This window comes from Amycolatopsis roodepoortensis (assembly GCF_024628825.1).
Taxonomy (GTDB): Bacteria; Actinomycetota; Actinomycetes; order Mycobacteriales; family Pseudonocardiaceae; genus Amycolatopsis; species Amycolatopsis roodepoortensis.
This window is the reverse complement of the sequence record NZ_CP102415.1, coordinates 5,414,345-5,440,648: the sequence shown is the minus strand read 5'-3', so window position 1 is coordinate 5,440,648 and position 26,304 is coordinate 5,414,345. Positions and strand designations below refer to the sequence as shown.

At 69.0% G+C, this 26,304-nt stretch carries 24 protein-coding genes and 1 tRNA gene; 12 read left to right on the top strand and 13 right to left on the bottom strand.

Translation table 11 applies throughout. From position 1 onward, the window contains the following. The 4 genes from NQK81_RS25925 to NQK81_RS25910 all read right to left on the bottom strand — a co-directional run bounded on the left by NQK81_RS25925 (window position 1) and on the right by NQK81_RS25910 (window position 5,750). Window positions 1-666, bottom strand: coding sequence for a hypothetical protein (locus tag NQK81_RS25925; protein ID WP_257483579.1), 666 nt, complete (start codon window positions 664-666; stop codon window positions 1-3). Window positions 667-1,115: 449 nt separating this feature from the next. Next, window positions 1,116-1,448, bottom strand: a complete 333-nt coding sequence (locus tag NQK81_RS25920; protein ID WP_126734803.1) for a hypothetical protein — start codon at window positions 1,446-1,448, stop codon at window positions 1,116-1,118. Window positions 1,449-1,451: 3 nt separating this feature from the next. Continuing rightward, window positions 1,452-2,492: a trans-sulfuration enzyme family protein gene (locus tag NQK81_RS25915; RefSeq protein ID WP_257483578.1), complete on the bottom strand. Its 1,041-nt coding sequence runs from the start codon at window positions 2,490-2,492 to the stop codon at window positions 1,452-1,454. A 24-nt stretch (window positions 2,493-2,516) separates the two neighbouring features. Beyond that, complete coding sequence (locus NQK81_RS25910) at window positions 2,517-5,750, bottom strand: penicillin acylase family protein (RefSeq protein WP_257483577.1); 3,234 nt, start codon at window positions 5,748-5,750, stop codon at window positions 2,517-2,519. 141 nt (window positions 5,751-5,891) lie between these two features. Here NQK81_RS25910 and NQK81_RS25905 point away from each other — a divergent pair, with 141 nt between their 5' ends. Then, window positions 5,892-6,266: an FKBP-type peptidyl-prolyl cis-trans isomerase gene (locus tag NQK81_RS25905; protein WP_257483576.1), complete on the top strand. Its 375-nt coding sequence runs from the start codon at window positions 5,892-5,894 to the stop codon at window positions 6,264-6,266. Window positions 6,267-6,318: 52 nt separating this feature from the next. Here NQK81_RS25905 and NQK81_RS25900 read toward each other — a convergent pair whose 3' ends face one another. Further along, complete coding sequence (locus NQK81_RS25900; protein WP_257483575.1) at window positions 6,319-6,714, bottom strand: DUF6228 family protein; 396 nt, start codon at window positions 6,712-6,714, stop codon at window positions 6,319-6,321. A gap of 170 nt (window positions 6,715-6,884) precedes the next feature. Next, a tRNA-Leu gene (locus tag NQK81_RS25895) sits at window positions 6,885-6,967 on the bottom strand. Between the two features lie 130 nt (window positions 6,968-7,097). On the opposite strand from NQK81_RS25895, the gene NQK81_RS25890 reads away from it, so the two are divergent. The 7 genes from NQK81_RS25890 (at window position 7,098) to pknB (ending at window position 16,568) form a co-directional block, all read left to right on the top strand. Then, window positions 7,098-8,354, top strand: coding sequence for an FHA domain-containing protein (locus tag NQK81_RS25890; protein ID WP_257483574.1), 1,257 nt, complete (start codon window positions 7,098-7,100; stop codon window positions 8,352-8,354). A gap of 160 nt (window positions 8,355-8,514) precedes the next feature. After that, window positions 8,515-8,985, top strand: coding sequence for an FHA domain-containing protein FhaB/FipA (locus NQK81_RS25885; protein ID WP_126734798.1), 471 nt, complete (start codon window positions 8,515-8,517; stop codon window positions 8,983-8,985). Next, window positions 8,982-10,370, top strand: coding sequence for a PP2C family protein-serine/threonine phosphatase (locus NQK81_RS25880; RefSeq protein ID WP_257483573.1), 1,389 nt, complete (start codon window positions 8,982-8,984; stop codon window positions 10,368-10,370). Before NQK81_RS25885 ends, NQK81_RS25880 begins: the two co-directional genes overlap by 4 nt. After that, entirely contained in the window at window positions 10,370-11,848 is a 1,479-nt protein-coding gene (locus tag NQK81_RS25875) for an FtsW/RodA/SpoVE family cell cycle protein (RefSeq protein ID WP_126734796.1), read from the top strand. Before NQK81_RS25880 ends, NQK81_RS25875 begins: the two co-directional genes overlap by 1 nt. After that, complete coding sequence (locus NQK81_RS25870) at window positions 11,845-13,308, top strand: peptidoglycan D,D-transpeptidase FtsI family protein (protein ID WP_126734795.1); 1,464 nt, start codon at window positions 11,845-11,847, stop codon at window positions 13,306-13,308. The genes NQK81_RS25875 and NQK81_RS25870 overlap by 4 nt, the downstream gene beginning before the upstream one ends. Window positions 13,309-13,311: 3 nt before the next feature. Beyond that, on the top strand, window positions 13,312-14,607 hold the full coding sequence (locus tag NQK81_RS25865) for a protein kinase domain-containing protein (protein ID WP_257483572.1): 1,296 nt from the start codon (window positions 13,312-13,314) through the stop codon (window positions 14,605-14,607). After that, window positions 14,604-16,568 (top strand): Stk1 family PASTA domain-containing Ser/Thr kinase, encoded by a 1,965-nt coding sequence (gene pknB, locus NQK81_RS25860; RefSeq protein WP_257489847.1) that lies wholly within the window; start codon window positions 14,604-14,606, stop codon window positions 16,566-16,568. The genes NQK81_RS25865 and pknB overlap by 4 nt, the downstream gene beginning before the upstream one ends. Before the next feature lie 195 nt (window positions 16,569-16,763). Here the strand turns inward: pknB and NQK81_RS25855 are convergent, their stop codons facing one another. Genes NQK81_RS25855 through NQK81_RS25840 form a run of 4 tightly spaced genes read right to left on the bottom strand, consistent with a single transcriptional unit; the run spans window position 16,764 to window position 19,376 of the window. Beyond that, entirely contained in the window at window positions 16,764-17,306 is a 543-nt protein-coding gene (locus NQK81_RS25855; protein ID WP_257483571.1) for an AAA family ATPase, read from the bottom strand. Next, window positions 17,306-17,950 (bottom strand): hypothetical protein, encoded by a 645-nt coding sequence (locus NQK81_RS25850; protein ID WP_257483570.1) that lies wholly within the window; start codon window positions 17,948-17,950, stop codon window positions 17,306-17,308. The genes NQK81_RS25855 and NQK81_RS25850 overlap by 1 nt, the downstream gene beginning before the upstream one ends. Continuing rightward, the gene (locus NQK81_RS25845; RefSeq protein WP_126734791.1) at window positions 17,938-18,735 is read right to left on the bottom strand and encodes an ATP-binding cassette domain-containing protein; all 798 of its coding nucleotides are present in this window, start codon (window positions 18,733-18,735) and stop codon (window positions 17,938-17,940) included. Before NQK81_RS25845 ends, NQK81_RS25850 begins: the two co-directional genes overlap by 13 nt. Then, on the bottom strand, window positions 18,732-19,376 hold the full coding sequence (locus NQK81_RS25840; protein ID WP_126734790.1) for an aminodeoxychorismate/anthranilate synthase component II: 645 nt from the start codon (window positions 19,374-19,376) through the stop codon (window positions 18,732-18,734). Before NQK81_RS25840 ends, NQK81_RS25845 begins: the two co-directional genes overlap by 4 nt. Window positions 19,377-19,487: 111 nt before the next feature. On the opposite strand from NQK81_RS25840, the gene NQK81_RS25835 reads away from it, so the two are divergent. Next, window positions 19,488-20,807, top strand: a complete 1,320-nt coding sequence (locus NQK81_RS25835) for an FAD-dependent oxidoreductase (protein ID WP_257489846.1) — start codon at window positions 19,488-19,490, stop codon at window positions 20,805-20,807. Window positions 20,808-20,859: 52 nt separating this feature from the next. On the opposite strand, the gene NQK81_RS25830 is transcribed toward NQK81_RS25835, so the two are convergent. Both NQK81_RS25830 and NQK81_RS25825 read right to left on the bottom strand, forming a co-directional pair. Then, window positions 20,860-21,516, bottom strand: a complete 657-nt coding sequence (locus NQK81_RS25830; protein WP_126734789.1) for a response regulator — start codon at window positions 21,514-21,516, stop codon at window positions 20,860-20,862. Then, the gene (locus tag NQK81_RS25825; RefSeq protein WP_257483569.1) at window positions 21,456-23,231 is read right to left on the bottom strand and encodes a sensor histidine kinase; all 1,776 of its coding nucleotides are present in this window, start codon (window positions 23,229-23,231) and stop codon (window positions 21,456-21,458) included. Before NQK81_RS25825 ends, NQK81_RS25830 begins: the two co-directional genes overlap by 61 nt. 133 nt (window positions 23,232-23,364) lie before the next feature. Between NQK81_RS25825 and NQK81_RS25820 the strand changes: the two genes are divergently transcribed. From NQK81_RS25820 to NQK81_RS25810, 3 genes are all read left to right on the top strand, one after another. Continuing rightward, window positions 23,365-24,075 (top strand): ABC transporter ATP-binding protein, encoded by a 711-nt coding sequence (locus tag NQK81_RS25820; protein WP_257483568.1) that lies wholly within the window; start codon window positions 23,365-23,367, stop codon window positions 24,073-24,075. A gap of 15 nt (window positions 24,076-24,090) precedes the next feature. Further along, window positions 24,091-24,825 (top strand): ABC transporter permease, encoded by a 735-nt coding sequence (locus NQK81_RS25815; protein ID WP_257483567.1) that lies wholly within the window; start codon window positions 24,091-24,093, stop codon window positions 24,823-24,825. A 110-nt stretch (window positions 24,826-24,935) separates the two neighbouring features. Further along, window positions 24,936-25,328, top strand: a complete 393-nt coding sequence (locus NQK81_RS25810; protein WP_257483566.1) for an SCO5389 family protein — start codon at window positions 24,936-24,938, stop codon at window positions 25,326-25,328. On the opposite strand, the gene NQK81_RS25805 is transcribed toward NQK81_RS25810, so the two are convergent. Continuing rightward, window positions 25,325-26,302 (bottom strand): LLM class flavin-dependent oxidoreductase, encoded by a 978-nt coding sequence (locus tag NQK81_RS25805; RefSeq protein WP_257483565.1) that lies wholly within the window; start codon window positions 26,300-26,302, stop codon window positions 25,325-25,327. The genes NQK81_RS25810 and NQK81_RS25805 overlap by 4 nt on opposite strands. Window positions 26,303-26,304: the final 2 nt, after the last annotated feature.

Sequence of the window (26,304 nt, the reverse complement as noted above, 5' to 3'; positions counted from 1 at the left end):
TCAGGCCGCGGTGGCGCCGAAACCGGTCTCGATGCCGCCCTTGGGCTTCAGCTTGACCTGCTTCTTCTTTTTGTCGGCGCCCGGTGCGGTCGCGCCGCCGCCGATCTCCTCGATCTCGATGTCACCCTTGCCCGGCTTGCCGTCGCAGGTCCAGGTGAAGGTGCTCGTGGTGCCGTTGAAGCCGGGCTTGGCCTCGATGGCGTAGACCCAGATGAAGGCGTCGGCGCCGTCCTGGAACGAGTCGGTGATGATGTAGTCCGGCGCGGTGACGTCGGTGGGCTCCGAACCGCAGAAGATGGCCAGCGCGCCTTCCTTGCCCTCGACGTATCCGGCGCCGACGTTCAGCTCCGGCAGCGGCGCGGTGGTGGTGGTCGGCTTCTCCGAGGTGGAGGTCGGCGACGGCTTGCCGGAAGTCGGCTTGCCGCTGCTCGTCGGCGTCGGCTCCTGCGAGGACGACGAGGCCGGGGCGCTCGAGTCCGGCGGGGCCGTCGTCGCCTTGCCGCCCGAGTAGGACGGCGGGGCCGGAGTCGAGGTCGCGGTCTCGCTCGACGGAGCCGGCGGCGTGGTGGTCGTCTCGGTCTGCGCCATCGCGACCGGCGTCACGGCCAGCGAGATGACGGCGCCGGCCAGCACCGCGCCCGCGAGGCGGCCCAACGTCTTCTTCAAAATGATCTCCCAGTGGAAACATCGCAACACAGGGTGACCCCCACCCTGCCACCACCCGAAAGGAATCCCACGTTCGAGTGACAGCGTGATCCTGCCCGAAAAGTACGGAAGGGCGTAGCGGATAAGGCGTGACAAGAACCACCGGAAAAACCGGTAACGCTGGAATGTCCCTGCCCGATACATGGGCCCGAAAGTCGCTCAACAGAGGGAAACCCTCGCGGCGACGAACGAATGTTAACACCCGGAGGGCCGGAACGGTTGCGTTGCGGAAGTATTTTTTCGCCGCCCCTCGAACCACCCGGATTCGCCGCTCATCCTGGCCGGATCCCCTTTTTCCGAAGACTCTCCGCACTCGCACTACCGACCGGTTCACACTTTCGGACCACGTTTCGGTGAACCCCTGACCATTTACCGCCGGACACCGGTGCCCGGCAACCCGAAGATCACGATCAGAACACCAGGAACAAGGCCACGGCGAGGGAGACCGCGCCGAGGAGGCCGGCGACGAATAGCCAGGGCTTCGGCGACGTCCGGTTCCGTACCGCCCGGCCACCGCCCACCAGCGCCAGCAAGAGCCCGAGACCGAACCCGATCGCGGGCAGGAAGGTGGCGAAGGTCCGGTTCTCGGCGGTACAGGCCCAGATCGCGTCGTCCGGGCAGGACGACGCCGCGAGCTCGGCCAGCAGGCCCGCCGCGACGATCGCGAGGAAGCCGAGCACCAGGAGCCAGAACAGGCCCCACAGCAACTGACCGAGCCGCCGGGGCGGTTTCGTCTCGTCCACGTGCTAGCCGAGCGCCGAGGCCAGATCGGTCCAGAGATCTTCCGGATCTTCGAGCCCGACACTGAACCGGACGAGCCCGGCGGGCACGTGGGCGTCGCCTGCCAGCCACGCCCGCCGCTCGACCAGGCTCTCCACCCCGCCGAGGCTGGTGGCGGCCCGGATCAGCCGCAGCGAACCGATGACCTTGTCCGCGGTCTCGGCGTCCGGGAGTTCGAACGCGATCATCGTGCCGGCTCCGGGATAACGCACCCGCGTGATGGCGGGGTGGTCGACCAGCCGCGCGGCCAGCAGCGCGGCCGTGCGCGTCTGCTCGGCGAGACGGACCGGGAGCGTCCGCAGCCCGCGCAGGGCCAGCCACGCTTCGAGCGCTCCGGGCGTGGCCCCAAGCCTGGTGCGCGCGTCGCGCAGACTCTTCGCCACACCCTCGTCGGCCGCGATGGTCAGGCCGAGCAGCAGGTCGCTGTGCCCGCCGATGAGTTTCGTCGCGCTGTGCACGACGATGTCGGCACCGAGGTCCAGCGGCCGCTGCCCGAGCGGCGTGGCGAACGTGTTGTCGACGGCGACCAGGCCGTTCGCGGCGGCGGCGATCGTCTCGATGTCGATGACGTCGAGCGTCGGGTTGGTCGGCGATTCGAGCCAGAGCAGGTCGGCGTCCGCGGCGGCGACCCACGCGGCCGTGTCGTCCGGCGCGATCTCGGTCACCACCAGGCGTCCGGTGCGCTGCGCGTGGGCGAGCAGGCCACGCGAACCCGCGTAGGAGAACGTCGGGACGCAGACCTTCGCGCCGACGGGCAGGGTGTCGACGACCGCGCTGAGCGTCGCGATTCCCGAGGCGAACGCGGTGGCGTGCCCGCCTTCGAGCGCGCCGATCGCCGCTTCGAGTGCCTCCCACGTCGGGGTGCCGTCCTCCCGCGAATACGCGCGGTCGGCGCCGGCGTCGAAGGTGCTCGCCGCGACGATCGGCACGTTCAGCGGTTCGCCGGGGCCCTCCGGACGTCCGGCGGCGACGGCGAGGGTGCGGGGTGACCAATCGTTCGTGTCCACCCCGCCACCGTAAACCGTCGCCTGCTAGTGCGCGTAGACCTCGAACTCGTAGAGGGAGTAGCCGTACTTGGTGCCGCGCTGGACTCCGGCCATCCGGACATGACGGGCGTCCACGGCTTCGAAGGCGACGTTGTCCTTCCCGCCGTCTCCGTCCACTATGGACGCCACTTCCCGCCAGTTCGTCCCGTCCGACGAGATCTGCACCTTGTACGCCTTCCCGTACGCGGACTCCCAATGCAGGACGACCCGGGAAACGCGCTGCACCGAGCCAAGGTCGACGGTGATCGACTGGTCGTCGCTCCAGTCGCTCGCCCAGCGCGTCGACAGGTCGACGTCGATGGCCTTGGACGGGGGCGAGTTGTACCAGCCCGTCTCGTGGCTGGTCGCGCTCACCGAGCGGCCGGTGGCGAGATTGGCGATGTTGTCACCGCGTTTCGCCGGGAACTCCACGACCTGCTGGAAGGTCGGCCGGTTCTGGGTGCTCATCTTGTCCTGCGTGATGCCGCCGAGCGCGCGGTGGATGATCGTGTCGGCGCACCACTGGTCGCCCGCGGCGCAGTCGCCGTCACCGGGGTAAACGGTGTTGGCGGGCTGCGCGGCCGCCTGCGTCAGCGAGTCGAGCAGCACCTGACGGCAGGCAGTGACGTCACCACCGCCGCAGTACTTCACGGCGAGCGGACCGGCGACGGGCTGGCCGAGCACCGAACGAATGTCCTTGTGCACGTAGCCCCACCAGCCGGACTGGTACGACGAACCGGCGTGTCCCTGGCCGACGTGCTTGCCGGGGACCTCGTTCTGCCAGCCGGACGGCGACTCGTTGATCTTCAGCACCCCGACCATGGGACCGTAGGCGTCGCCCATGCCGGGTTTGAACTGGGCGTTCACCAGCAGGGGCCACCAGGCGTCCATGATGCGGATCGCGTCGGCGTTGGCGTAGACCTTGCTCCCCGGCGAGGTCTCCGAACGCAGGCCGCCCGCGGCGAGCCACGTCTTCAGCTTCGCCACCGCGTCCGCGGCCGGGCCGGTCACCGGCGCCCTGTCGATCACCTTGAACAGCTCAGGCAGCACCTTCTCCGCGCGGAGGTCGGCGAGCGCGGCCTCCTCCATGGCCTGCGTGAGGTTCACCCGCGTCACCTTGGTGCCGCTGGAGATCAGCTTCTTGACCCGCGCGTCGATCAGATCGCCGCGGTGCACGGAACTCTTGTCCGCGCCGCTGGCCGCGTAGCCGTTGGCCTGCGCGTTGTTCCAGCTGATGTAGTAGTCCTGGTTGATCGACTGCGGATGCTGCGACGACGGCGTGTAGTTCGCGAGGTTGCCGTCGGGATTCCAGCCCTGCCAGTCGAATCCGGCGTCGCCCTTCACCGGCATGGCCGGGTCGACGTTCGGATCGCGGACCGGGTTCGAGCCCGAGTTGAAGTACGCGACGTCACGGGAGTCGGCGTAGAACCAGTTGTAGGTCTGGTTGACGTCGGCCGCCGCGGCCTGGAAGTCCTGCGCGGACTTGATCGCGTCCGGATCGTTGAACTTCTGGAAGCCGATGATCGTGTCGATCTCGTGCTGGAACGTGGACCGCAGCGACGCGTACGCGACCGGTTTGCCGCCGACCAGCGCCCGGCTCGTCACCGGACCGTATTTGGTGCGGAAACTGCGCAGCGTGTACGAACCTGCCGCCGTACCGTCGGCGACGGTGGGCTTCCAGGCGTTCTTGCGTTCGACGATCTCGAACGGCAGGCACTGGCCGCGGAACCGGTAGAAGTTGGAGTTCTTGGTCGGCGCGGAACCGTTCTGCTCGCACAGTTCGACGGCGTAGGTGTCGACGATGTCCTGCGACGCCGAGGTCGCGCTCCACGAGTAGTCCTTGCCGCGGCCGAGCAGCACGTACATGCTGATCCCCGCGAACGAGGCGCCGCGGGCGCTGATGCCGGGACCCTGGATTTCCTGCAGCATCAGCAATTGCGGCGCGAAGTAGCCCGCCTGCGGGCCGAACACGGCGACCGGGTGACCGCTCGCGGTCTTGGCGCCGGAGACCACCAGCGCGTTGGACATGCCGTGTTTCTCCGACAGCAGGTTGCCCGGCAGGACACCGTCGTCGAAGATGCCGCGGACGGCCTTCTGGTCCTCGGGCGCGGGAACGTCCACCTTGGCCGGTGTCGCCGTCCCGGCGGAACCGGTCGGATCGAAGACCAGCTGCTGCCCGGTGACCGAACCCTTGTCCGGCATCGCGGCGCCCTGCGGGTTCGACGGCGCCTTGCCGTAGTCGAAGGTCTGTCCATTGTGGAGCGTCTTGACGGTCTCGGGGTCGTCCTCGGACCGCAGGCTCCGCCAGACCTTGTCACCCTGTTCGAGGCCGTACTTCTCCTGCATCGCCATCTTCGCGATGGCGTTCTGCACCTCACCGCCACCGCCTGCGCCGAACTGCGCGCCGACGACGGCGGCGAGGACGACGAGGTCGGTGAGCTTGAACGGCTCGATGGTCCCGGCGTTCGTGATCGCGTCGACGTGTCCGGTGAGCACGTACTCGCCCGGGAAGTAGCGGCCGCTGTGCGCGTCGGAGATGTACTTGTTGACACCCTGGACGTAGGCCTCGGCGTCGGCCTTGCCCTGCGCGCCGCGCGGACCGCCGGCCGCGGCGTTGTCGACCTGCTTCTGCAGTTCCTGTTCGGTGTACGGCGCCGAGGCGAAGAAGCTCTGCTCGAGTTCGCGGTTGCCCTGGGCGCCGCCGGCGAACGAGGTCAGCTGGCCGCGGCCGACACGGCGCATGATGTCCATCAGCCACAGGCGGTCCTGCGCGGCGGCGTACCCGGCGCCGTACATCGTGCCCGGCCGCGTCGTGCCGACGATCCGGGGAACGCCGGTCGCCTTGTCGCGGGTGATCGTCACGTCGGAACGCGGTTTGATCGTGCTCTCGACCTGCCCGGACGGCACCCCGAACGAGGCGTCGTTGAAGAACTGGTTGATCTTGTCCGTGGTCAGCGTCTTGTAGCCGTCGGCGAGCGAGGCGTACTTGCCGAGCTGATCGGCCGAATGCGCGGGCCGGGTGCCGAACGCCTTGTGCGCCAGGATCTCGGCGAGGGTGGCGTTCCCCTTGGTGCCGGGCGGGAGGATGTCACCGCACTGGCCGCCGCAGTAGTCGTCGAGCGCGGCCGCCACCACCGAGCCGGGTGGTGCTTCCTCGGCGTTCGCCTGGAGCGCCGGGACGGTGCCCGCCACCAGCGTCAGCCCCGCCAGCGTCGTCAAGACCCGTATGCCTCGTCGCATGAAAGACCTCCGTCGTCGGAGAGTGACGAGGCGCACACTACCCACGGGTATCCAAATTTGTGAAGACTATTCGCGTTCTTGCCACCGTTCGGCGGAACACTCGCCCTGCGGACCCGGGACCAGCGGATGTAGCTTGTGGGCATGCCTTTGGAGAAGCCCCAGATCGACCGCCCGGAGGGCCCCGCGCCGTCCGACCTGGAGAAGTCCGACATCACCGTCGGAGAGGGCCAGGAGGCGAAGGCCGGCGACACCGTTTCGGTGCACTACGTCGGCGTCTCGCACTCGACCGGCGAACAGTTCGACGCGTCGTGGGACCGCGGTGAGCCGCTTCGCTTCGGCCTCGGCGCCGGGCAGGTCATCCCCGGCTGGGACCAGGGCGTGGCCGGTATGAAGGTCGGCGGTCGTCGCAAGCTGACCATTCCGCCGCACCTGGCCTACGGCGAACGCGGCGCCGGCGGCGTCATCAAGCCGAACGAGACCCTGATCTTCGTCGTCGACCTCGTCGGCGTGAACTGACCCACATCCGCACCACCAAGACCCGGCCCGACGTGCCGGGTCTTTTTCTTGTTCAGCCACGGAGGAAGTGCCGAAGATCGGAAGCGAGCCTCAGCATGGCCTCACCCGCGTCCAGCCAGGTGGGGAAGCAGAGCCGCCAACCTCCCTGAACAGGATCCGGCCGCAATCTCCACGTCAGCTCGACGTGCCCACCCGAGTGAAACGTGGCCCCCAGCGACAGTTGAGGGGACTTCCAGACGCGCTCGCCGTCCCAACCACGGAAGTCCGCGGCCAGCTTGTCGACGAAATCATCGAGCTGGACGTGGTCCCAGGCCCCGAGCTCGACCCCGTGCAGATGGGCCGACAGCCCGTCGGCTTCGACGTTCACGCAGAAGCCGACCACGTGCTCGTCCGGCTTGTACCGCTCGCGGAACGTGACCCCACTGCCCACCGCCATCTCGTCGACCACCAGATGAGCCTAAGCACACAAGACCAAGCCCCCTCCCCAGCCGACCACCCCACCAACCGCCGCCGACCGCACCGTGGGGGGTCCGGGGGGCTCGGCCCCCCGGGTACTGACGAGCGACGACCTCACGAAAGAGGCCCCCGTCGCGGAGCGAAGGGGGCCTCGAACAAAAGTGGGCGAGGAGGGAGTTGAACCCTCACGTCCTTTCGGACACACGGACCTGAACCGTGCGCGTCTGCCATTCCGCCACTCGCCCGAGTGCTTCGTTCTCTGACAGCTCGCAAAGCGTAGCAGGCGGATTTCGCGGGTTTCACCGGGGGCCGTGTCCGACTGGCCGTACCCGGATAGGATCGACGGGGAAGCACACGTGTGAGGAGGGTTGCCCGGTGGGCCGCGTCGAACGCTTTGACAGACGGCTCGAGAACCTCGTGGGCAATACCTTCGCGCGCATGTTCGGTGGCAACGTCGTCACGCAGGAAGTGGCGGTGGCGCTTGAGCGCGAGAGCGAGGAGAACGTTCGTGAGCTGGCCGGTGGTCGACAGCTCGCTCCCAACCACTACATCGTGTCGTTGGGGCAGGCTGATCACGAACGTATGGCCGGCGACGAGCGTCGGGTCACCACGGTGCTGGCGGAGGCGGTCAAGGAACACCTCGCCGAGCACGGATGGGACACCTATGGTGACGTCGTAGTTTCGCTCGAGCGCAACGAGGCGCTGCATACTGGACAGTTCAAGACCCGTTCGTCCGTCGATCCCGACGTCAAGCCCCACGGCGCCGAAGGTTCGCCACGGTCGGCACGACCCAGCAACGCAGGAGACCCAGCAATGAGCCAGCCCCCCGGCTACGGCCAATACGACCAGGGTGACCCGTACGGCCAGCAGGGCCAGTACGGCTACGGACAGCAGGCTGGCCAGCAGCAGCCCGGGTACGACCAGGGTTATGGCGGCCAGCAGCAGGGCGGCTACGACCAGGGTTACGGCGGCGCCCAGCAGCCCGGCTACGACCAGTACGGCGGCCAGCAGCAAGGTGGCTACGACCAGGGTTACGGCGGAGCCGCGCCTCAGCCCGGCTACGACCAGTACGGCGGCCAGCAGCAGGGCGGCTACGACCACGGCTATGGCGGCGCGCAGCAGCCGGGCTACGACCAGTACGGCGGCGCGCAGCAGCAGCAGCCCGGGTACGACCAGGGTTACGGCGGAGCCGCGCCTCAGCCCGGTTACGACCAGTACGGCGGCCAGCCGCAGCAGGGCGGGTACGACCAGTACGGCGGTGGCCAGCAGCAGTACGGTCAGCCCGCCGCGGACCCGTACGCGCAGGGCGGCGGCTACGGCGGCCAGCCGGCGGCCGGTCGTCAGCTCACCGCGAGCCTCCAGCTGGACGACGGTTCGAACCGTTCGTACTCGCTGAAGCAGGGCGGGAACGTCGTCGGCCGCGGCCAGGACGCCGACTTCCGGCTCCCGGACACCGGCGTCTCGCGCCGTCACCTGGAGATCACCTGGGACGGCCAGAGCGCGACGCTCGCGGACATCGGTTCGACCAACGGCACGACCGTCAACGGCACCCCGGTGCAGACCTGGCAGCTGGCCGACGGCGACGTGATCCGCGTCGGCCACTCGTCTCTCGTGTTCCGTACGCAGGGCTGACCGGCGGCGTCCGGAGGGGGTATCGCAGAATTGCGGTGCGGGGCCTGTGGTGGATCGGCACCTCGGGTCGTACGCGGAGAGCAGCGCTGTCCGGAGCCGACCATCCCGGACGGCACGGGCTCTCCGCGGCGTACAGGAGAAACGGGAGCGGACACAACAAGTGCCAGAGCTGGTCGTTCAACTCACCAGGGTGGGCTTTCTCGTGCTGCTCTGGCTCTTCGTGTTCGCCGCGTTGCGTGTCGTCCGGTCGGATCTGTACGCGGCCTCCGGGCTGCGAGTCGCCGTGCCGACGTTCGGTCGCAAGAAGAAAAAGGAACCCAAGAGGCCGCGCGGCGGGAAATCGCCGCAGCAGCTGCTCGTGACCCATGGTGCGCTGGCGGGAACCAGGATCGCCTTGGACGGCAGGCCGATCCTGATCGGCCGCGCCGACGACTCGACCCTGGTGCTGGACGACGACTACGCGTCGACCCGCCACGCCCGGATCGCCCTGCGCGGGGAGGATTGGTACGTGGAAGATCTGGGCTCGACGAACGGGACGTACCTCGACCGGGCTAAGGTCACGGCACCCCTCCGGGTCCCGCTCGGAGTCCCCATCCGGATCGGCAAAACGGTGATCGAGCTTCGCCCATGACTCTCGTCCTCCGCTACGCGGCTCGCAGCGACCGGGGCCTGGTGCGTTCCAGCAACCAGGACTCCGTGTACGCCGGTCCCCGCCTGCTCGCCCTCGCCGACGGTATGGGCGGCCACGCCGCGGGTGAGGTGGCCAGCAAGGTCGTCATCGCCTCCCTCGCCCCACTCGACGACGACGATCCGAGCGACGACCTTCTCGCTCAGCTGCGTGAGGCCGTCCAGAACGGCAACGCGGCCATCGCCGAACTGGTCCAGCAGGACCCGGACCTCGACGGGATGGGTACGACCCTGACCGCCGTGCTGTTCGCCGGTTCGCGGATGGGTGTCGTGCACGTCGGCGACTCGCGGGCGTATCTGATGCGCGGCGGTCAGTTCTCGCAGATCACGCGGGACGACAGCTTCGTCAACGAACTTCTCGAACAGGGCCGGATCACGCCGGAAGAGGCCGCGGTGCACCCGCAGCGGTCGCTGCTGCTGAAGGCGCTCACCGGCCACGAGGTCGAGCCGAGCCTGACCGTGCGCGAGGCCCGCGCCGGTGACCGGTACCTGATCTGCTCGGACGGCCTGTCCGGCATGGTCAGCGACGAGACGCTGTCCGAGGCGATCCAGATCCCGGATCCGCAGGCCTGCGCGGACCGGATGATCGAGCTGGCGCTCAAGGGCGGCGGCACGGACAACGTCACGGTGATCATCGCCGACGTCGTCGACGTCGACTTCGGTGAGGACGCGCCCATCGTGGGCGGCGCCGCCGGGGACGGCAGCGACGAGTTCCACCAGGGCGACTCCCCCGCCGCCCGCGCCCGCGCGCTGACCCAGCCCGCGCCGCAGCCGCGGCCCGAGGTCCAGCCCCAACAGGAGGACCCGAAGGTCAAGCGCCGGAGGCGATTTCGCTGGCTGGCGGGAGCGGTGGTCGTCCTGATCGTGCTGGCCGCGGCGGCGATCGCCACGCGGTATTTCGTGCTGAGCCAGTACTACGTCGGCGAGGGCCCCGGCGAGGAGGTCGTGATCTATCGCGGCGTCCCCGGCAGTGTCCTCGGCATCGACCTGCACGCCTACGAGCAGGGCTCGTGCCCGCCGGGCGGGCTGTGCACCGACAAGCTCCTGGTGCCCGCCCTTCAGGAGGACGCGCGGATCGCGGTGAAGAACGGCGTCAAGAAGGACAACCTCGACGACGCCCGCAAGTACATCGACGACTTCCTGCGGCCGCACAAGCAGCTGGCCGACTGCAAACCGGCCGCCAGCTCGACTCCCACGCCTCCCGCGTCGTCGCCGCCCCCGGCGTCGTCGGCATCCCCTTCGACCCCCGCCTCGCCGAGTTCGGCGAACCAGCCTGCGGGGAGGGACTGCTCGACGCCGGCACCGGCAGCACCAGGGGGCGGTAATTGATGAGCACGCCGCTCGCCGATCCGGCTTCGGCCCAGTTCGCCACGAACCCTCCGCGCGAGCTGCCCAAGCGGCGCGGTACCGAACTCGTCCTCCTGGCGTTCGCGACCTTCATCGTCACCGTCGCGCTCGTGCTGGTGGAGGCGAACCAGGAGCAGGAGCTCACCAGCTCGATCATCTGGCTGGGGCTTTCGTACCTCGCGGTGCTGACCGCGGCGCATCTGGCGGTCCGCCGCTGGGCGCCGTACGCGGATCCGGTGATCCTGCCGTGCGTCGCGCTGCTGAACGGGCTCGGCCTGGTGATGATCCACCGGATCGACCTGGCGCTCGCGGAACGCGCCCTGCAGCAGGGCAGGGAGTACACGCCGGACGTCACCAAGCAGGTGCTGTTCACGGCGATCTCGCTGGTGCTGTTCGTGGTGGTGCTGGTCGTGATCAGCGATCACCGCACACTGACCCGCTACGGCTACACCTGCGGCCTGGTCGGGATCGTGGCGCTCGCGCTGCCCGCGGTGCTGCCGTCGAGCCTGTCCGAGGTCAACGGCGCGAAGGTCTGGATCAAGCTGCCGTTCTTCTCGATCCAGCCGGGTGAGTTCGCGAAGATCCTGCTGATGATCTTCTTCGCCTCGTTCCTGGTGACGAAACGCGACCTGTTCATGGTCGCGGGCAAGCGGATCGTCGGCGTCGAGCTGCCGCGTGCCCGTGACCTCGGCCCGATCCTCATCGCGGCGGCCGCCTGCCTCGGCGTGCTGGTGTTCGAGAAGGATCTCGGCACGTCGCTGCTGTTCTTCGGGGTCACGCTGGTGATGTTGTACGTCGCCACCGAGCGGATCATCTGGGTCGTGCTGGGGGTCGGCTTCTTCGCCGCCGGCGCGATCATCGCCTACAACCTGTTCACGCACGTCCAGCAGCGCGTCCGGAACTGGATCGACCCGCTGGCCACCTACGACGACCCCGGCGGCGGCTACCAGGTCGCGCAGGGGCTGTTCGGGCTCGGCACCGGCGGCGTCGGCGGGACCGGCCTCGGCGCTGGACGGCCGGACATGGTCCCCGAGGCCAAGACGGACTTCATCACCACCGCGATCGGCGAGGAACTCGGCCTGATCGGGCTCACGGCGATGCTGATGCTGTACCTGATCCTGGCGATGCGCGGGATGCGCAGCGCCCTCGCCGTCCGCGACACCTTCGGCAAACTCCTCGGCGGCGGCCTGTCGTTCGCCCTGGTCATGCAGATCTTCGTGGTCGTCGGCGGCGTCACGAACCTGATCCCGAACACCGGGATCACCGCCCCGTTCCTCTCCCGCGGTGGTTCCTCACTGCTCGCGAACTACATCCTGGTGGCCCTCCTGCTCCGAATCTCCGACGCCGCCCGCAAACCCGCCGTGCGGCCGAAGCCGCAGCAGCCGCAGGCGCCGCTCGCCGAAGCGCACACGGTGATGGTCCAGCGGCCGCCCGCGACCGGTGAGGGGAGCCCCTCGTGAACACCCCGCTCCGCAAGGTCGGTGTCGCCATGCTCGTCATGGTGGTGCTGCTGATGGCCAACGCCACCTACATCCAGGTGGTCAAGGCCGACGACTACCGCACCGATTCGCGCAACGTGCGCGTGCTCTACGACGAGTACTCCCGCCAGCGAGGCCTGATCGTGACGCCCGACGGCGCCGCGCTCGCGAAGGTCGACCCGTCGAACGACAAGTACAAGTTCATCCGCACCTACGCCGATGGTCCGATGTACGCGCCGGTCACCGGCTACTACTCGATCAACTACGGCTCGGGCGGCCTGGAGCGGTCCGAGGACGACGTCCTCAACGGCTCCGACCCGCGCCTGTTCGTGCGGCGCCTTTCGGACATGGTCACCGGCCGCGACCCGCGCGGCGGGAACGTGCGGCTGACGATCAACCCGGCCGTGCAGAAGGCCGCGTACGACCTGATGACGCAGAAGGGTTACACCGGCGCGGTGGTCGCGCTGGAGCCCAAGACCGGGCGCATCCTCGCGATGGTGTCGACGCCGTCGTTCGACCCGAACAAGCTGGCCTCGCACACCACGAAGGAGCAGGTCGCGGCCTGGTCGCAGTGGCGCGACGATCCGAAGAAGCCGATGCTGAACCGCGCGATCTCGGAGACGTACCCGCCGGGTTCGACGGCCAAGTTGCTGGTGACCGCGGCCGCGCTCGAAGACGGCAAGACCGCGGACATGCCGGTCAACACCGCGCCCAACGTGAAGCTCCCCGGCACGCAGACGACGCTGGAGAACTACGGCGGCGCGGCCTGCAAGGGCAGCACGCTGAAGGAAGCGCTGCGGTACTCGTGCAACGTGCCCTTCGCCGAGATCGCGGGCGAGCTCGGTAAGGACAAGCTGAACGCGACGGCCAAGAACTTCGGCGTCGGCGAGGACCTGACCGTGCCGATGCGGGTCGCCGGCTCCTCCCTCGGCCCGCTCGAATCGAAGGCCGCGCTGTACCAGAGCGCCATCGGCCAGCGCGACGTGCGGCTGACGCCCCTGCAGGACGCCCTGCTTTCGGCGACCATCGCGAACAACGGGATGGCGATGAAGCCGCAGCTCGTGCAGTCGCTGCTGGCGCCGAACCTGTCGACCATCGAGGACTACACCCCGACCGAACTGACCGGTGACGCCGCGATGTCCAGCGCGAACGCCGCGGTCCTGCGCGACATGATGCTGGCGTCGGAAGAGAACACGAAGGGCGCCGGCAAACGCGGCGACATCCAGATCGCCTCCAAGACCGGCACCGCCGAGCACGGCAACGACCCGAAGAACACCCCGCCGCACGCCTGGTACACCGGGTTCGCGCCGGCGATGGACCCGAAGATCGCCGTCGCGGTGATCGTCGAATCCGGGGGTAACCGCGGGCTCGAAGCGACCGGTGGCACCGTGGCCGCGGAGATCGGCCGCGCCGCCGTCAACGCCATGCTCGGGGGTGGATAGCGGATGCTGTCCTCGGGTCAGCTGCTGGCCGACCGGTACAAGCTGACGAACCGGATCGCCGTCGGCGGGATGGGCGAGGTCTGGCAGGCCAGTGACACGCGACTGGACCGGACGGTCGCGGTCAAGATCCTCAAGGCGGAGCTGTCCGGCGACGCGGAATTCCTGCACCGGTTCCGGACCGAGGCACGGATGACGGCTTCGCTGAACCACCCCGGCATCGCCGCGGTGCACGACTACGGCGAGACGGTCGCGGACGAGCTGTCGATCGCGTATCTGGTGATGGAGCTGGTCGAAGGCGATCCGCTGGCCGCCATCATCACCCGCGAAGGGCGGCTGAACGCCGAGCGCACCCTGGACATCCTCGAGCAGGCCGGTAACGCGCTGCAGGCCGCGCACGAAACAGGTCTCGTGCACCGGGACGTCAAACCGGGCAACATCATGGTGACCCCGGCCGGACAGGTGAAGATCACCGACTTCGGTGTCGCGAAGGCCGCCGACGCCGCCCCCGTGACCAGGTCCGGCATGGTGATGGGCACCGCCCACTACATCGCGCCCGAGCAGGCGCTCGGGCACAACGCCGAACCGGCGAGCGACGTCTACTCGCTGGCCGTCTGCGGCTACGAATGCCTCACCGGGCACCGGCCGTTCCTGTCGGAGAACGCGGTGACCGTCGCGATGATGCACATCCGCGACCTCCCGCCGCCGCTGCCGCCGGACGTGCCGCCGGGCGCCCGCGCGGTCATCGAAGCGACCCTGATCAAGGATCCGCGACAGCGGTACAACAGCGGTGGCGAGTTCGCCGCCGCGGTGGCCGCGGTCCGCGCCGGGCTCCCGCTGCCGACGCCGTCGGGGCTGGTCAACGTGGCCTATTCGGCGGGGCAGCCCGTGATCCCGCCCGGCCCGCATTCGCCGCCGAACCCGATGGTGGCCGTCGGGCCGGCGTCGCATCCGGCGATGCACCCGGTCGGCGGCCCGCCGCCGATGGCGGTCAGCCGCCTGCCGGGCAGACGGCCACAATGGGGCTGGTGGGTGCTGCTCGCGGTGATCCTGATCGCAGTACTGGTGGCAGGAGCCTTCCTCATCGTGAGACTGGTCGGTTCGGGCAACGGACCGCAGTCGGGCGGCGTGGAAACGAGTGAACAGGTGCCGGCTCCGGGTAAGAAGTCTGAAGGTCCTCCGCCGACATCCGCCTACCCAGCGGTGCCGACGGAGGGCGGCACCGAGGAGCCGGCCGGACAGGCGAATCCGGGAATGATGAGCAGCAAACCTTGGACGGAATGGAACGGCACGCAGAGATGAGCACACCAAGACTGCTCAGCAACCGCTACGAGCTGGGCGAAACGCTCGGCTACGGAGGCATGTCGGAGGTCCACCACGGCCACGACGTGCGCCTGGGCCGGGAGGTGGCGATCAAGATCCTGCGTGCCGACCTGGCGCGGGATCCCCAGTTCCAAGAACGTTTCCGTCGCGAGGCACAGAACGCGGCGGCACTGAACCACCCGGCGATCGTCGCCGTCTACGACACCGGCGAGACGAACACCGAGTTCGGCCCGCTGCCCTACATCGTCATGGAGTACGTCGAAGGACGGACTCTGCGGGACATCGTGAAGACCGAAGGGCCGATGTCGCAGAAGCGGGCGATGGAGGTCATGGCCGACGTCTGCGCGGCACTGGACTTCTCGCACCGGCACGGCATCGTGCACCGCGACGTCAAACCGGCGAACGTGATGATCACGAAGAACGGCGCCGTCAAGGTGATGGACTTCGGCATCGCGCGCGCCATGCACGACGGGCAGTCCGCGATGACGCAGACCGCCGCGGTGATCGGCACGGCGCAGTACCTCTCGCCGGAGCAGGCGCGCGGTGAGTCCGTCGACGCGCGTTCCGACGTGTACGCCGCCGGTTGTGTGCTGTACGAACTCATCACCGGCGAGCCGCCCTTCACCGGTGACTCGCCCGTGGCGGTGGCGTACCAGCACGTCCGGGAAGACCCGAACCCGCCGTCGTCGGTGAACCCCGCCGTGGCGCCCGAGCTCGACGCCGTCGTGCTCAAGGCGCTCGCGAAGGGCCCGGCGAACCGCTACCAGTCGTCGGCGGAGATGCGTTCGGACCTGGTCCGCACGCTGTCCGGCCAGCGTCCGGCCGCGCCGATGGTGATGTCGGAGGACGAGCGCACCCAGGTCATGGACTCCGACCGCCGGGTGCCGCAGCGCTACGACCAGTACGAGGAAGAAGACGAAGACCCGGCCGCGAAGAAGAAGCGGCGTGCCTGGCTCATCGCCGGTCTCGTGGTGTCGCTGGCCGCCGTGGTGCTGCTGATCATGTGGCTGATGGGCGCGTTCCAGGGCACCGGCGCGGAGAGCAAGGCGATCCCGAAGGTGGTCGGGCAGTCCGAGGTCTCGGCGAAGGACACGCTGCGCGGCGCCGGCTTCAACTCGCTCGACACCAAGAAGGTCACTTGCACCGGCGAGGCCGTGAACGGCCAGCCCGCCTGCGACGACAACCAGATCGACAAGGTCATCGCGATCAACCCCGCCGAGGGCCAGATGACGCCGACCACGGACAAGATCACGCTGACCGTCGGCGCGAAGCCGGGCAAGGTCAAGACCCCGGACCTCAAGGGCAAGACTGCGGCCGAGGCCCTCGCAGCACTGACCGAAGCCGGTCTGAAGCTCGGGGCGACCACCGAGGAAGAGAGCAACGACCCGAACGAAGCGGGCAAGGTCACCTCCCAAAATCCGGCCGCGCAGGCTGAGGTCGACCAAGGTTCGAAGGTCGACATCACGATCGCCAAGTCCCAGGAACTGAAGACGGTCCCGAACTACAAGGGCAAGACTCAGGCCGAGGCCGAAGCCGGGTTGAGGGCGGCCGGGTTCACCCCGCAGGTCACCAGCGTGGACTCCGACCAGCCCAAGGGCACGGTGATCGAGCAGACCCCGAACGGCGGCAAGGTGGCCGTCGGCACTGTCGTCAAGCTGTCCGTGTCGAACGGCAACCAGGAGACCTTCGACATGCCGAACCTGAAGGGCATGACGGAGGACGAGGCGACGCGGCAGCTGCAGCAGCTGGGCTGGTCCGGCCGGCTGGACACGCAGGCCGACAAGAGCGGTGACCCGGATCAGGCGGGCAAGGTCAGCAAGACCAACCCGCAGGCCGGTACGAAGATCGCGAAGAACGCTCCGGTCACGTTGTTCATCGTCGAAGGCGATGAGACGCCGACGACGACGTCGAGCTCGCGGCTTTTCGACCCCCCGCGATAGGCAGCTGAGCAAGAGGGCCCCGCACGGTTTCGTGCGGGGCCCTTCTCATGCCGGCTGATCTCATCAAAGAGGCCTGTTGAGAGATAAGACAAACGTGGCGCGTCGGTGCAGGTGGTCGTGAGTGGCGTTTCGGGTTAGAACCCGAAACGCCACTCACGACCCGCGCGACCAGGGCCGTAGGCTCCCATCGCCGCATCAGGGCGCCAAACTGTCCAGAAGTCCTTGGTAGGCCTCCTGAATCCGCCCGGCGCTGGTGTGCACCACGACCGCCTTCGGTCGCGTCACGACGAGTTCCACGAGCCTGTCGTACATCGCCGCGAGCTGTCCGGGCCCGCCCAGCATCTCGTGCGCCTCGACGTGTTCGGGCTCGGCCGCGGCGCGGGTGCGCTCGGCGAACCGCCGGAGCACGTTCTCCTTGGTGTCGAGGAGGACGATCTCGCGGAACTCCGCGGCCGTCTCCCCGGCGAGAGTTTCCAGCCGTTCGAGGAAATCGGCGCGGCCGAGGAACTGCGGGACGATCACGTCGTGGCCCGCGAGCAGATGGGTCCGCGCGGCGCTCACGGCGAGATCGCGGGCGAGCGTTCCGGCTTCCGCGGGGTCGTCGCGCCAGGCACCGAGCAGGCCGCGGACGCGGTCGATGTCGAGGTTCAACGTCAGCGGATGGTCTTCGGCGTACCGCCGGGCGAGTGTCGACTTCCCACAGGCGGGCGGGCCGTTGAGCACGATGAGACGCGGCATCAGGCGTTGCGCCGCAGCAGGTGTCCGACGGCCGTCGCGCTCAGCAGCAGGACGGCGACCGACGCCACCGCGGCCACCGTGAACGGGACAGCCAGCGGTTCTTGCGAGGTCAAAGCGCGCAGCAGCGGGTTGGCCAGCGGCAGCCATTTCACCAAGAGGACCGCCGCGAGCGCGAAGATCGCCGCCAAGACCGACCAGCCGATGCGCGGGACCAGCAGCCGCGAACAGGGCAGCCCGGTCGCGATCCCGAACAGCGCGCACAGCGCGTGCGCCGCGGCGCCGAGAGCGAGGGTGCCGATCGGGAAGCCGCCCGAGCGGAGGCCCGACCAGGCCAGCGTCACGACGATCAGCACCGCGGCGCAGCCGAGGACGGCCAGCGTGGCGCCGCCGAGGACCGATCGCCAGCGTCGCGCGTGGCTGAAGGTCACCAGCCGCTGGACCGGGTCTTCGACGTCGAGCATCGCGATTGTCAGCCAGCACGAGACCACCAGGAGCGAACCCGCGCTGATCCCGTACTGCGGCAGCAGCGGCGACTTCGGATCCGTGTAGAGCACGGTGTTCACCGCGAGGTAGGCGAGGATCGCGGGCAGGTAGCGCTGGGAATGCCCGAGCAGCGCGAGGTAGTACCGGGTCATGGCGAGCACGGCGCCACCTCCCGGACCGAGAAGCCGCGGTTGAGCGCCCGCAGCAGGACCGCGTCCGTCTGCCCCGCTTCGACGGTCAAGGTGACTTTCCCGCCTTCGGTCACGGCTTGGCTGACGCCCGGTTCCGAGGACCAGTCGCCGTCGGGCCCGTGCAGGACGATCCTTGTCGCGCCATCTTCGACGTGGGTCAACAGGCCGTCGTCCATCCGGTAGACGACGTCGGCGTGGGCGTGCACGACGGCCGCGCGGTGGTCGGTGAAGACCACGCTCGCGCCCCGCTCCTTGGTCTCGGCGACGAGTTCGCCGAGCACCGTGTGCGCTTCGACGTCGAGCCCGGACCAGGGCTCGTCGAGGATCAGCAGCTCCGGCTCGGCGAGGACCGCCTGCGCGAGGCCGACTTTCTGGGCGTTGCCCTTCGACAGGGTCCGCAAGGGCGCGTCCGGCCCGCCGACCAGCGCCAGCCGGTCCAGCAGCGGATCGATCGCCGACAAGTCGACATGACCGTCGATGCGGGCCATATGCCGCAGGTACGCCCGGGCACTCATCCGCTGCCCCGCCGGGAAACGGTCCGGCAGGTAGCCGACCCGCGGGCTGCCCACGACGTTCCCCGAAGTCACCCGGGAAAGCGCCGCGAGGATCCTGAGCAGCGTCGACTTCCCCGAACCGTTCGAGCCGAGGACGCCGACCACGCGACCCGCCGGAATGTCGAGATCGACGTCGGCGAGCACGGGTTCGCCGCGGCCGTAGCGCTTACCGACTCCTTCGAGCCGGATCAGCGAGGTCACGCAGCAGCGGCCTTCTGCAGCGCGCGGGTCTCCTGTTCGAGTTCGTTGACCCTGGCGTCGGGGACCGGGTGCCCGGCCGAAGCCATCCAGTTCGCCAGCATCCGGTGCCCGCCCTGGGTGAGCACGGATTCGGGGTGGAACTGGACGCCTTCGAGCGGCAGCTCGCGGTGACGCATGCCCATCACGACACCGGACTCCGTGCGGCCTGTGATCTCAAACACGGCGTCGTCGATGGTTTCGGGCAAAACGGTCAGCGAGTGGTACCGCGTGGCGGTGAATTCCGAGGGGAGCCCGGCGAGCACTCCGTCGCCCGAATGGTGGACTTGACTGGTCTTGCCGTGCAGCAGTTCCGGGGCGCGGTCGACGGTGGCGCCGAAGACGACGCCGAGGGCCTGGTGGCCGAGGCAGACGCCGAGCATCGGGATGCGCTTTTCGGCGCATTCACGGATGACGTCCATGCTCTGACCAGCGCGTTCCGGGGTTCCGGGGCCGGGAGAGACGAGCACCGCGTCGAACTCGCCGAGCTTGTCGAGCTCCACCACGTCGTTACGCCAGACGGTGCAGTCGGCGCCGAGCTGGGCCAGGTACTGGACCAGGTTGTAGACAAAACTGTCGTAGTTGTCGACGACGAGCACACGCATGAAGCCAGCTTAGCGGCTCCCAGCAGGTGGACCGTACGCCAGATCACAATGATTGTTAGGGCTACCTAACTTACCGTGGTAGGAGTGAGCCGTTCTCTTCGTGTAGCCATCGTGGGTGCCGGTCCGGCCGGCATCTACGCCGCCGACATCCTCGACAAGTCCGACGCCGACGTGACGATCGACCTGTTCGAGCGCATGCCGGCGCCGTTCGGGCTGATCCGGTACGGCGTCGCGCCCGACCACCCCCGGATCAAGGGCATCGTCACCGCCCTGCACAAGGTCCTCGACAAGCCGAACATCCGGCTGCTGGGCAACGTCGACTACGGGACCGACCTGAAACTCGACGACCTGCGCCAGTTCTACGACGCGGTGATCTTCTCGACCGGCGCCATGGCCGACCGCGCGCTCGACATCCCCGGGATCGACCTCGACGGCAGCTACGGCGCCGCCGACTTCGTCTCCTGGTACGACGGTCACCCGGACGTGCCGCGCACCTGGCCGCTGAACGCCACCTCGGTCGCGGTCCTCGGGGTCGGGAACGTGGCGCTCGACGTGGCGCGGATCCTCGCGAAGACCGCCGACGAGCTGCTCAGCACCGACATCCCGGACAACGTCTACCAGGGGCTGAAGGCCAGCCCGGTCACCGACGTGCACGTGTTCGGCCGTCGCGGCCCGGCGCAGGCGAAGTTCACGCCGCTGGAGCTGCGCGAGCTGGACCACTCGCCGAACGTCGAGGTCATCGTCTACCCCGAGGACATCGAGTTCGACGAGGGCAGCATCGCGGCGCTGCGGGCGTCGAAGCAGATCGACATGGTCGTGAAGACGCTGCAGGAGTGGGCGATCCGCGACCAGGGCGACCGGCCGAAGCGGCTGCACCTGCACTTCCTGCACTCGCCGTGCGAGATCGTCGGCGAGGACGGCAAGGTGACCGGCCTGCGGACCGAGCGCACCGAGCTGACCGGTGACGGCAACGTGCGCGGCACCGGCGAATTCCACGACTGGGACGTCCAGGCCGTCTACCGCGCGGTGGGCTACCTGTCGTCGCATCTGCCGGAGATCCCGTTCGACCACACCACCGGGACCGTGCCGAACCAGGCGGGCCGGGTGCTGGACATCGACGAGGAGCAGGTGCCGGGCGTCTACGTGACCGGCTGGATCAAACGCGGCCCGATCGGCCTCATCGGCCACACCAAGGGCGACGCGGCCGAAACGATCGCGAGCCTGCTGGCCGACGCGGACGACCTCACGGCTCCGGCCGTCGAGGACCCCGACGCGATCCTCGGTTTCCTGACCGAACGCGGCGTTCCCTTCACCACCTGGGAGGGCTGGGGCAAGCTCGACGCCCACGAGAAGTCGCTGGGCGCCCCGCACGGCCGGGAACGCGTGAAGGTCGTCGAACGCGACGAGATGACCCGCATCTCGCGAGGCTGACAACTGCGCGTGAAGGCCCCCTTCCCTCGGCTGAGTCGAGGGAAGGGGGCCTTCACGGCGTTCCCAGGTAAGCGAGAACCGCGAGGACCCGGCGATTCGTGTCGTCCGAGGCGACGATGCCGAGCTTCGCGAAGATGTTCGCGGTGTGCTTCCCCACCGCGCCCTCGCTGAAGTGCAGCCGCGAAGCGATGGCGGCGTTGGAGCAGCCCTCCGCCATCAGCCCGAGCACCTCGCGTTCGCGCGGGGTCAGCGCGGAAAGGGGGTCGGAAGCGTTGCCCGCCACCAGTTTCGCGATCACTTCGGGATCCATCGCGGTTCCGCCACCGGCCACCCGCCGCACCGCGTCGATGAACTGGTCCGCGTTGAACACCCTGTCCTTCAGCAGGTAGCCGATCGCGCCGGCTCCGTCGGCCAGCAGTTCCCGCGCGTAGAGCTGCTCGACGTGTTGTGACAGAACGAGAATCGGCAGGCCGGGGATGTCACGCCGCACCGCCAGCGCGACCTGGAGTCCTTCGTCGGTGAGTGTCGGCGGCATCCGGACGTCGACGACCGAGACGTCGGGCCGATGGGTGCGCAGCGCCCGGTCCAGTTCCGGCCCGGTGCCCACCGCCTCGACGACGTCGAAACCGTGCGCGGTCAGCAAATGCGTCAAGCCGTCTCGGAGGAGGTACTGGTCCTCGGCGACGACGCATCGGGGTCGAGCTGGCACGGGATCTCCATGATCGCCTTCGTCGGCCCGCCGGGCGGGCTGGTCAGAGCAAAACTACCGTCGAAGGCGCCCAGCCTGCGTTCGATCCCGCGAATCCCGCTCCCCCGGGCCGCGTTCGCGCCGCCCTTGCCGTCGTCGGTCACCTCGATCCGCAACAGGCCGTCCTCGTAGCCCAGTTCGATCGACACTCGCCGCGCCTCGCCGTGCTTCGCGGCGTTGCCCAGCAACTCGCTGACCGCGAAGTACGCGCACGCCTCGGCGGGCTGCTCCAGCCGAGGCAGGACGCCGTTCACCGAAGCCCGCAGCGGGCTGTCCAGCGCCATCGCCCGGACCGCGTCACCGAGCCCGCGCTCGGACAACACCGGCGGGTGAATCCCGCGCACCAGCAGCCGCAATTCGGTCAGCGTCTCGGACGACGTCTGCCGAAGCTCGGCCGCCAGCCGTTTCGCCGCGGCCGGGTCGCTGTCGATCAGCGCTTCGACCGCGCCCAGCTTCATCCCCATCGCGACCAGCCGCGACTGGACGCCGTCGTGCAGATCGCGCTCGATACGCCGCAGCTCGGCGGCCTGCGCGACCGACGCGTCGGTCCGCGTCTGCTTCAGCCGTTCGACTCGCTGCGCCAGCCGCGAAGCCTCTGTGGGCCCGAGAAGCAGCTTCGCGAAGCGCGCTCCCGAGCGGGCCAGCCACGGCGCCACGAGGAGCCCCGCGACGACCGCAGCCACCGCGACCGGAGTCAGCGCGAGCGCTTGCCCGAACGGACGCGAGATCCAAAGGACGGCCAAGCCCCCGATACCGCCGAACACCAGCACCGCGGTCGGCACCACCATCAGCAGCAGCACCACGGAATCGACCACCGCGGCCGCCAGGTCACGCCACGTCGCCCGGTCTCGTATGACCCAGCGCAAGCGCGCCAGCCGCGCCGGCCACCACGGTGTGTCGTACAGCTGCCGTCCGTACTGGTACATCCCGTCCGCCCGGGGGACGGGGAACGGCGGCTCCGGCAGGTACGGCCGGTCGATCCGCACCCCGGTCCAGTTCTTGGCCTCGCGGCGCAGGGTGTCGGTCACCGTGCGACCGGCGACGACCATCGTCGGGAACAGCGGCGACGGCCAGATCAGGCTGAGCAGCGTCGGGATCGCCATCCCCAGTTGCGCGACCGAAAGCGCGAACAGGCCCAGCTGGAATCCCAGCGCCTTCGACCCGCTCCTCACCCAGCCGTCCCCGGCGCGAGCCGGACGGGGTCCGAGCCACCAGCGCGTCCATTTCCCGTACAGCCGGAGCGCGCGCGGCCCGGACAGCAGCACCGCGGGCATCAGCAACAGGCCCGCGACCGGATTCCACAGTTGCCAGCCGAGGTCGCGCCCGGTCGCGGGATCGTCGGAGATCCACTCGAACCGTTTGGTCCACTTGATGAACCACGACCGCTTGAACAGGCTGTTCCCGTCGCGGTACCAGCCATCGCGCTCGCGTTCCGGTTCCGGCGGCGCCGGCCGGTAGGGCGGTTCGACGTCGACACCGCACCAGCGTCCGGCCAGCCGCCTGGTGAGCGCGGCGCGCGGACGCGTCCCTTCGAGCGCCAGCGTGTAGGCGAAGACCAGGCCGACACAGAGCAGGCAGAAACCCACCAGTTCGAGCAGCAGGTCAAGCCAGCTCACCAGCGCCAAGCCCGCGAGCGCGAAGCCCCGGCGCACTGAGGTGAGGTAGGTGCGGATCATGCGACGAAGTCTTCCCCACCGGCCCGGCACGGCACAGTGACCGCAGGCCCCCGATCAGGGTGGGTCCAGCCCCACCCCGGTTGTGGGTTCAGCTCCATTCTGGCCAAGTCCGTTGCGCCATAACGTTTTTCGCATGCCACTCATCGAAGTCAGCAACCTCCGCAAGACGTACGGGGAGCACGTCGCGGTCGACGACGTTTCGTTCCACGTGGAACAGGGCGAGATCTTCGGGATCCTCGGGACCAACGGCGCGGGCAAGACCACCACGGTCGAATGCCTCCAGGGACTGCGGACGCCGGACTCCGGCACCATGTCGGTCCTCGGTCTCGACCCCGGCAAGGACCACGGCGCCCTCCGGCAGCGCCTCGGCTCGCAGCTCCAGGAGAGCCGCCTGCCGGACAAGATCAAGGTCCACGAGGCGCTCGACCTCTACGCGTCCTTCTACGCGAATCCCGCCGACACCGGCGACCTGCTCGCGAAGCTGGGCCTCACCGGGCAACGGGACCAGTACTTCGGCAAGCTTTCCGGCGGCCAGAAACAGCGCGTCTCGATCGCGCTCGCGCTGGTCGGCCGTCCCGAGGTCGCCGTCCTCGACGAGCTGACCACCGGGCTTGACCCGCACGCCCGCCGCGACACCTGGAAGCTCGTCGAGACCGTGCGCGACGCCGGCGTCACCGTCCTGCTCGTCACGCATTTCATGGACGAGGCCGAACGCCTCTGCGACCGCCTCGCGATCTTCGACGCCGGCCGCGTGGTCGCCACCGGCACCCCGGCCGCACTCCGCGACCGCGCCGGGAAATCCACTTTGGACGAAGCCTTCGTGACCCTGACCGGCCGCGACTGATCCGAGGAGACGGAAATGAACACGCTCGCCAAGATCACCCTCACCGAAACGAAACTCGCTCTCCGCACGCCCGGCTTCGTCCTCGGCGGGCTGCTCCTGCCGACGGCCATCACGGCCGTCCTCGGCGCCATTCCCGCCATTCGCGCGGACAGCGGGACAACGACGGGCATGCGCTTCCTCGATGCCTGGGTGCCGTCGATGATCGTGCTCACCATCGCCATGATGGGCCTGCAATCGATCCCCGGGATCATCGCGACGTACCGCGAACAGGGCATTCTCCGCCGCTTCGCCACCACCCCGGTGCACCCGGCCCAGCTGCTGGTGGCGCAGCTGATCATCAACGTCACCGTGACGATCGGCGGGGCCGGCATCCTCCTCGTGACGGCGGGCGCGGTCTTCGACGTCCCCACCCCGCGTCACCCGCTCGGCTTCCTGCTGACCTTCGTCCTCGGCACGACCGCGATCTTCGGCCTCGGCCTGATCGCGGCGGCGGTCGCCAAGACCAGCCGCGCCGCGGGCGGGATCGCGTTGATCGCCTACGTCCCGGTCATGTTCCTCGGCGGCGTCTGGCTGCCGCGCCCGTTGCTGCCGGAGGCCATCCGGGACATCGGCGCGTACGTCCCGCCAGGGGTGAAGGCCCTCGAAGACGCCTGGACCGGCACCGGCGCGCAGCCGCTGCAACTCGCCGTTCTGGCGGCTTTCGCGGTGGGCAGTTGTGTCGTGGCGGCGAAGCTCTTTCGCTGGGAGTAACGGCCGCTTCCGCCAAAGTGGTGATGATGATCGTTTTCTCTTGTGGCTTGGCCCGCGGGTGGGTAGTCAGGAAGACGGCCCACGTTCACTGTGTCTCTCTCGGAGGTCCGATGTCTCTGGATGTATCGCCCGCGCTGCTGGAGAAGGCCGAGCGCGGGGAGGTCTCCGACGCCGAATTCGTCGCCTGTGTCCGGGAATCCCTGCCCTACGCCTGGACCGTGATCACCGGTGTCATCGCGGAGGCCGAAGGCGCGGCCGACGGGTTCGCCGACAACGAGACGCCGCCGCCGAGCGAGGCCGAACGCGGCCAGCTGCTGCGGGCGCTGGCCTCGGACTCCATCCGCGGCGGACTGGAACGGCACTTCGGGGTGAAGCTGGCGTTCCAGAACTGCCACCGCGTCGCCGCGTTCAAACCGTCCCAAGTGGACAGTGACCGCTTCCGTGCGTTCATCTCGGTGCGCGGCCAGCTGCTGAACCAGAGCCCCGAACTCCGCGACTGCTAGCCCCTCCGCAGCGCGGGCAGGACCTCTTCCCCGATCCGCGCGATGTTCTCGAGCGTTCCCTCCGGCGTACCGGACGCTTCCACCATCATGATCACGTGGGAGACCCCGGTACGCCGGATGCTCGTTCCCAGCCGGTCGACGCAGTACTCCACGCCGCCGATCGGGTGCATCTCGCACAGCTTGTCGGTGTAGGAGACCGGGTCCTTGTCCAGCCCCCGCTTGCCGTCGAGGTACACGTGCCCGGCGAACCCCTCTTTCAGGGAACCCGGCAGCGCGGAGCGCACCACGTCCAGCGCGTCGTCCCCGACCTGGCACATCACCGTCGAGACGTGTTCGGCGGCGGAATCCCCGTACGCGGCAAGGGTTTCGATCTTGCCGTCGTCGTCGGTGTGCAGCCCGAGCAGCATCGGCAGCCCGCGATCGGCGGCGAGCCGGACCGCGTGTGAGCCGGCATCGCCGCAGGCCACGACCATGCGGGGCGCGCGCTCCGGCCGCGGCACCATCGGCACTTCACGGAAGTCGAAGTGCTCCCCCTTGGCCGAGACGGTCTTCGAGGTCATCGCCGTGAGCAGCAGGTCGAGACTCTCCTCGAACCCGGTTTCGTAGCGGGCCGCGCCGGTGCCGAAGACCTCCAGGTCCTGCCACGGCCCGCCCCGGCCGACGCCGATCCGCAGGCGGCCGCCGGAAACCGCGTCGAGCAGCGACCACTGTTCGGCCAGCGCCACCGGATGCGCGACCGACAGCACGCTCACCGCGGTGCCGACGGCGATCCGCTCGGTGCGGCCGAGCACGTGCGCGGCGAGGGTGATCGCGGACGGGCAGACGCCGTACGGCATGAAGTGGTGCTCGGCGAACCACACGTCGTCGAACCCGGCCCGTTCCGCGGCGATGGCGGCGTCGACCGACCGGCGCAGGACATCGGCGTCCTCTTGGCCGGGAAACCGGCCGGAGACGAGAAAGACTCCGAATCGCATAC

Excerpts from the sequence above, each read along its gene's own strand:
- NQK81_RS25855 (WP_257483571.1), bottom strand. The coding sequence starts at position 17,306 with ATGCCGCGTCTCATCGTGCTCAACGGCCCGCCCGCCTGTGGGAAGTCG.
- NQK81_RS25825 (WP_257483569.1), bottom strand. The coding sequence starts at position 23,231 with ATGATCCGCACCTACCTCACCTCAGTGCGCCGGGGCTTCGCGCTCGCG.
- NQK81_RS25910 (WP_257483577.1), bottom strand. The coding sequence starts at position 5,750 with ATGCGACGAGGCATACGGGTCTTGACGACGCTGGCGGGGCTGACGCTG.
- NQK81_RS25815 (WP_257483567.1), top strand. The coding sequence starts at position 24,091 with ATGAACACGCTCGCCAAGATCACCCTCACCGAAACGAAACTCGCTCTC.
- NQK81_RS25865 (WP_257483572.1), top strand. The coding sequence starts at position 13,312 with ATGCTGTCCTCGGGTCAGCTGCTGGCCGACCGGTACAAGCTGACGAAC.
- NQK81_RS25820 (WP_257483568.1), top strand. The coding sequence starts at position 23,365 with ATGCCACTCATCGAAGTCAGCAACCTCCGCAAGACGTACGGGGAGCAC.
- NQK81_RS25805 (WP_257483565.1), bottom strand. The coding sequence starts at position 26,302 with ATGCGATTCGGAGTCTTTCTCGTCTCCGGCCGGTTTCCCGGCCAAGAG.
- NQK81_RS25880 (WP_257483573.1), top strand. The coding sequence starts at position 8,982 with ATGACTCTCGTCCTCCGCTACGCGGCTCGCAGCGACCGGGGCCTGGTG.
- NQK81_RS25840 (WP_126734790.1), bottom strand. The coding sequence starts at position 19,376 with ATGCGTGTGCTCGTCGTCGACAACTACGACAGTTTTGTCTACAACCTG.
- NQK81_RS25905 (WP_257483576.1), top strand. The coding sequence starts at position 5,892 with ATGCCTTTGGAGAAGCCCCAGATCGACCGCCCGGAGGGCCCCGCGCCG.
- NQK81_RS25875 (WP_126734796.1), top strand. The coding sequence starts at position 10,370 with ATGAGCACGCCGCTCGCCGATCCGGCTTCGGCCCAGTTCGCCACGAAC.
- NQK81_RS25810 (WP_257483566.1), top strand. The coding sequence starts at position 24,936 with ATGTCTCTGGATGTATCGCCCGCGCTGCTGGAGAAGGCCGAGCGCGGG.
- pknB (WP_257489847.1), top strand. The coding sequence starts at position 14,604 with ATGAGCACACCAAGACTGCTCAGCAACCGCTACGAGCTGGGCGAAACG.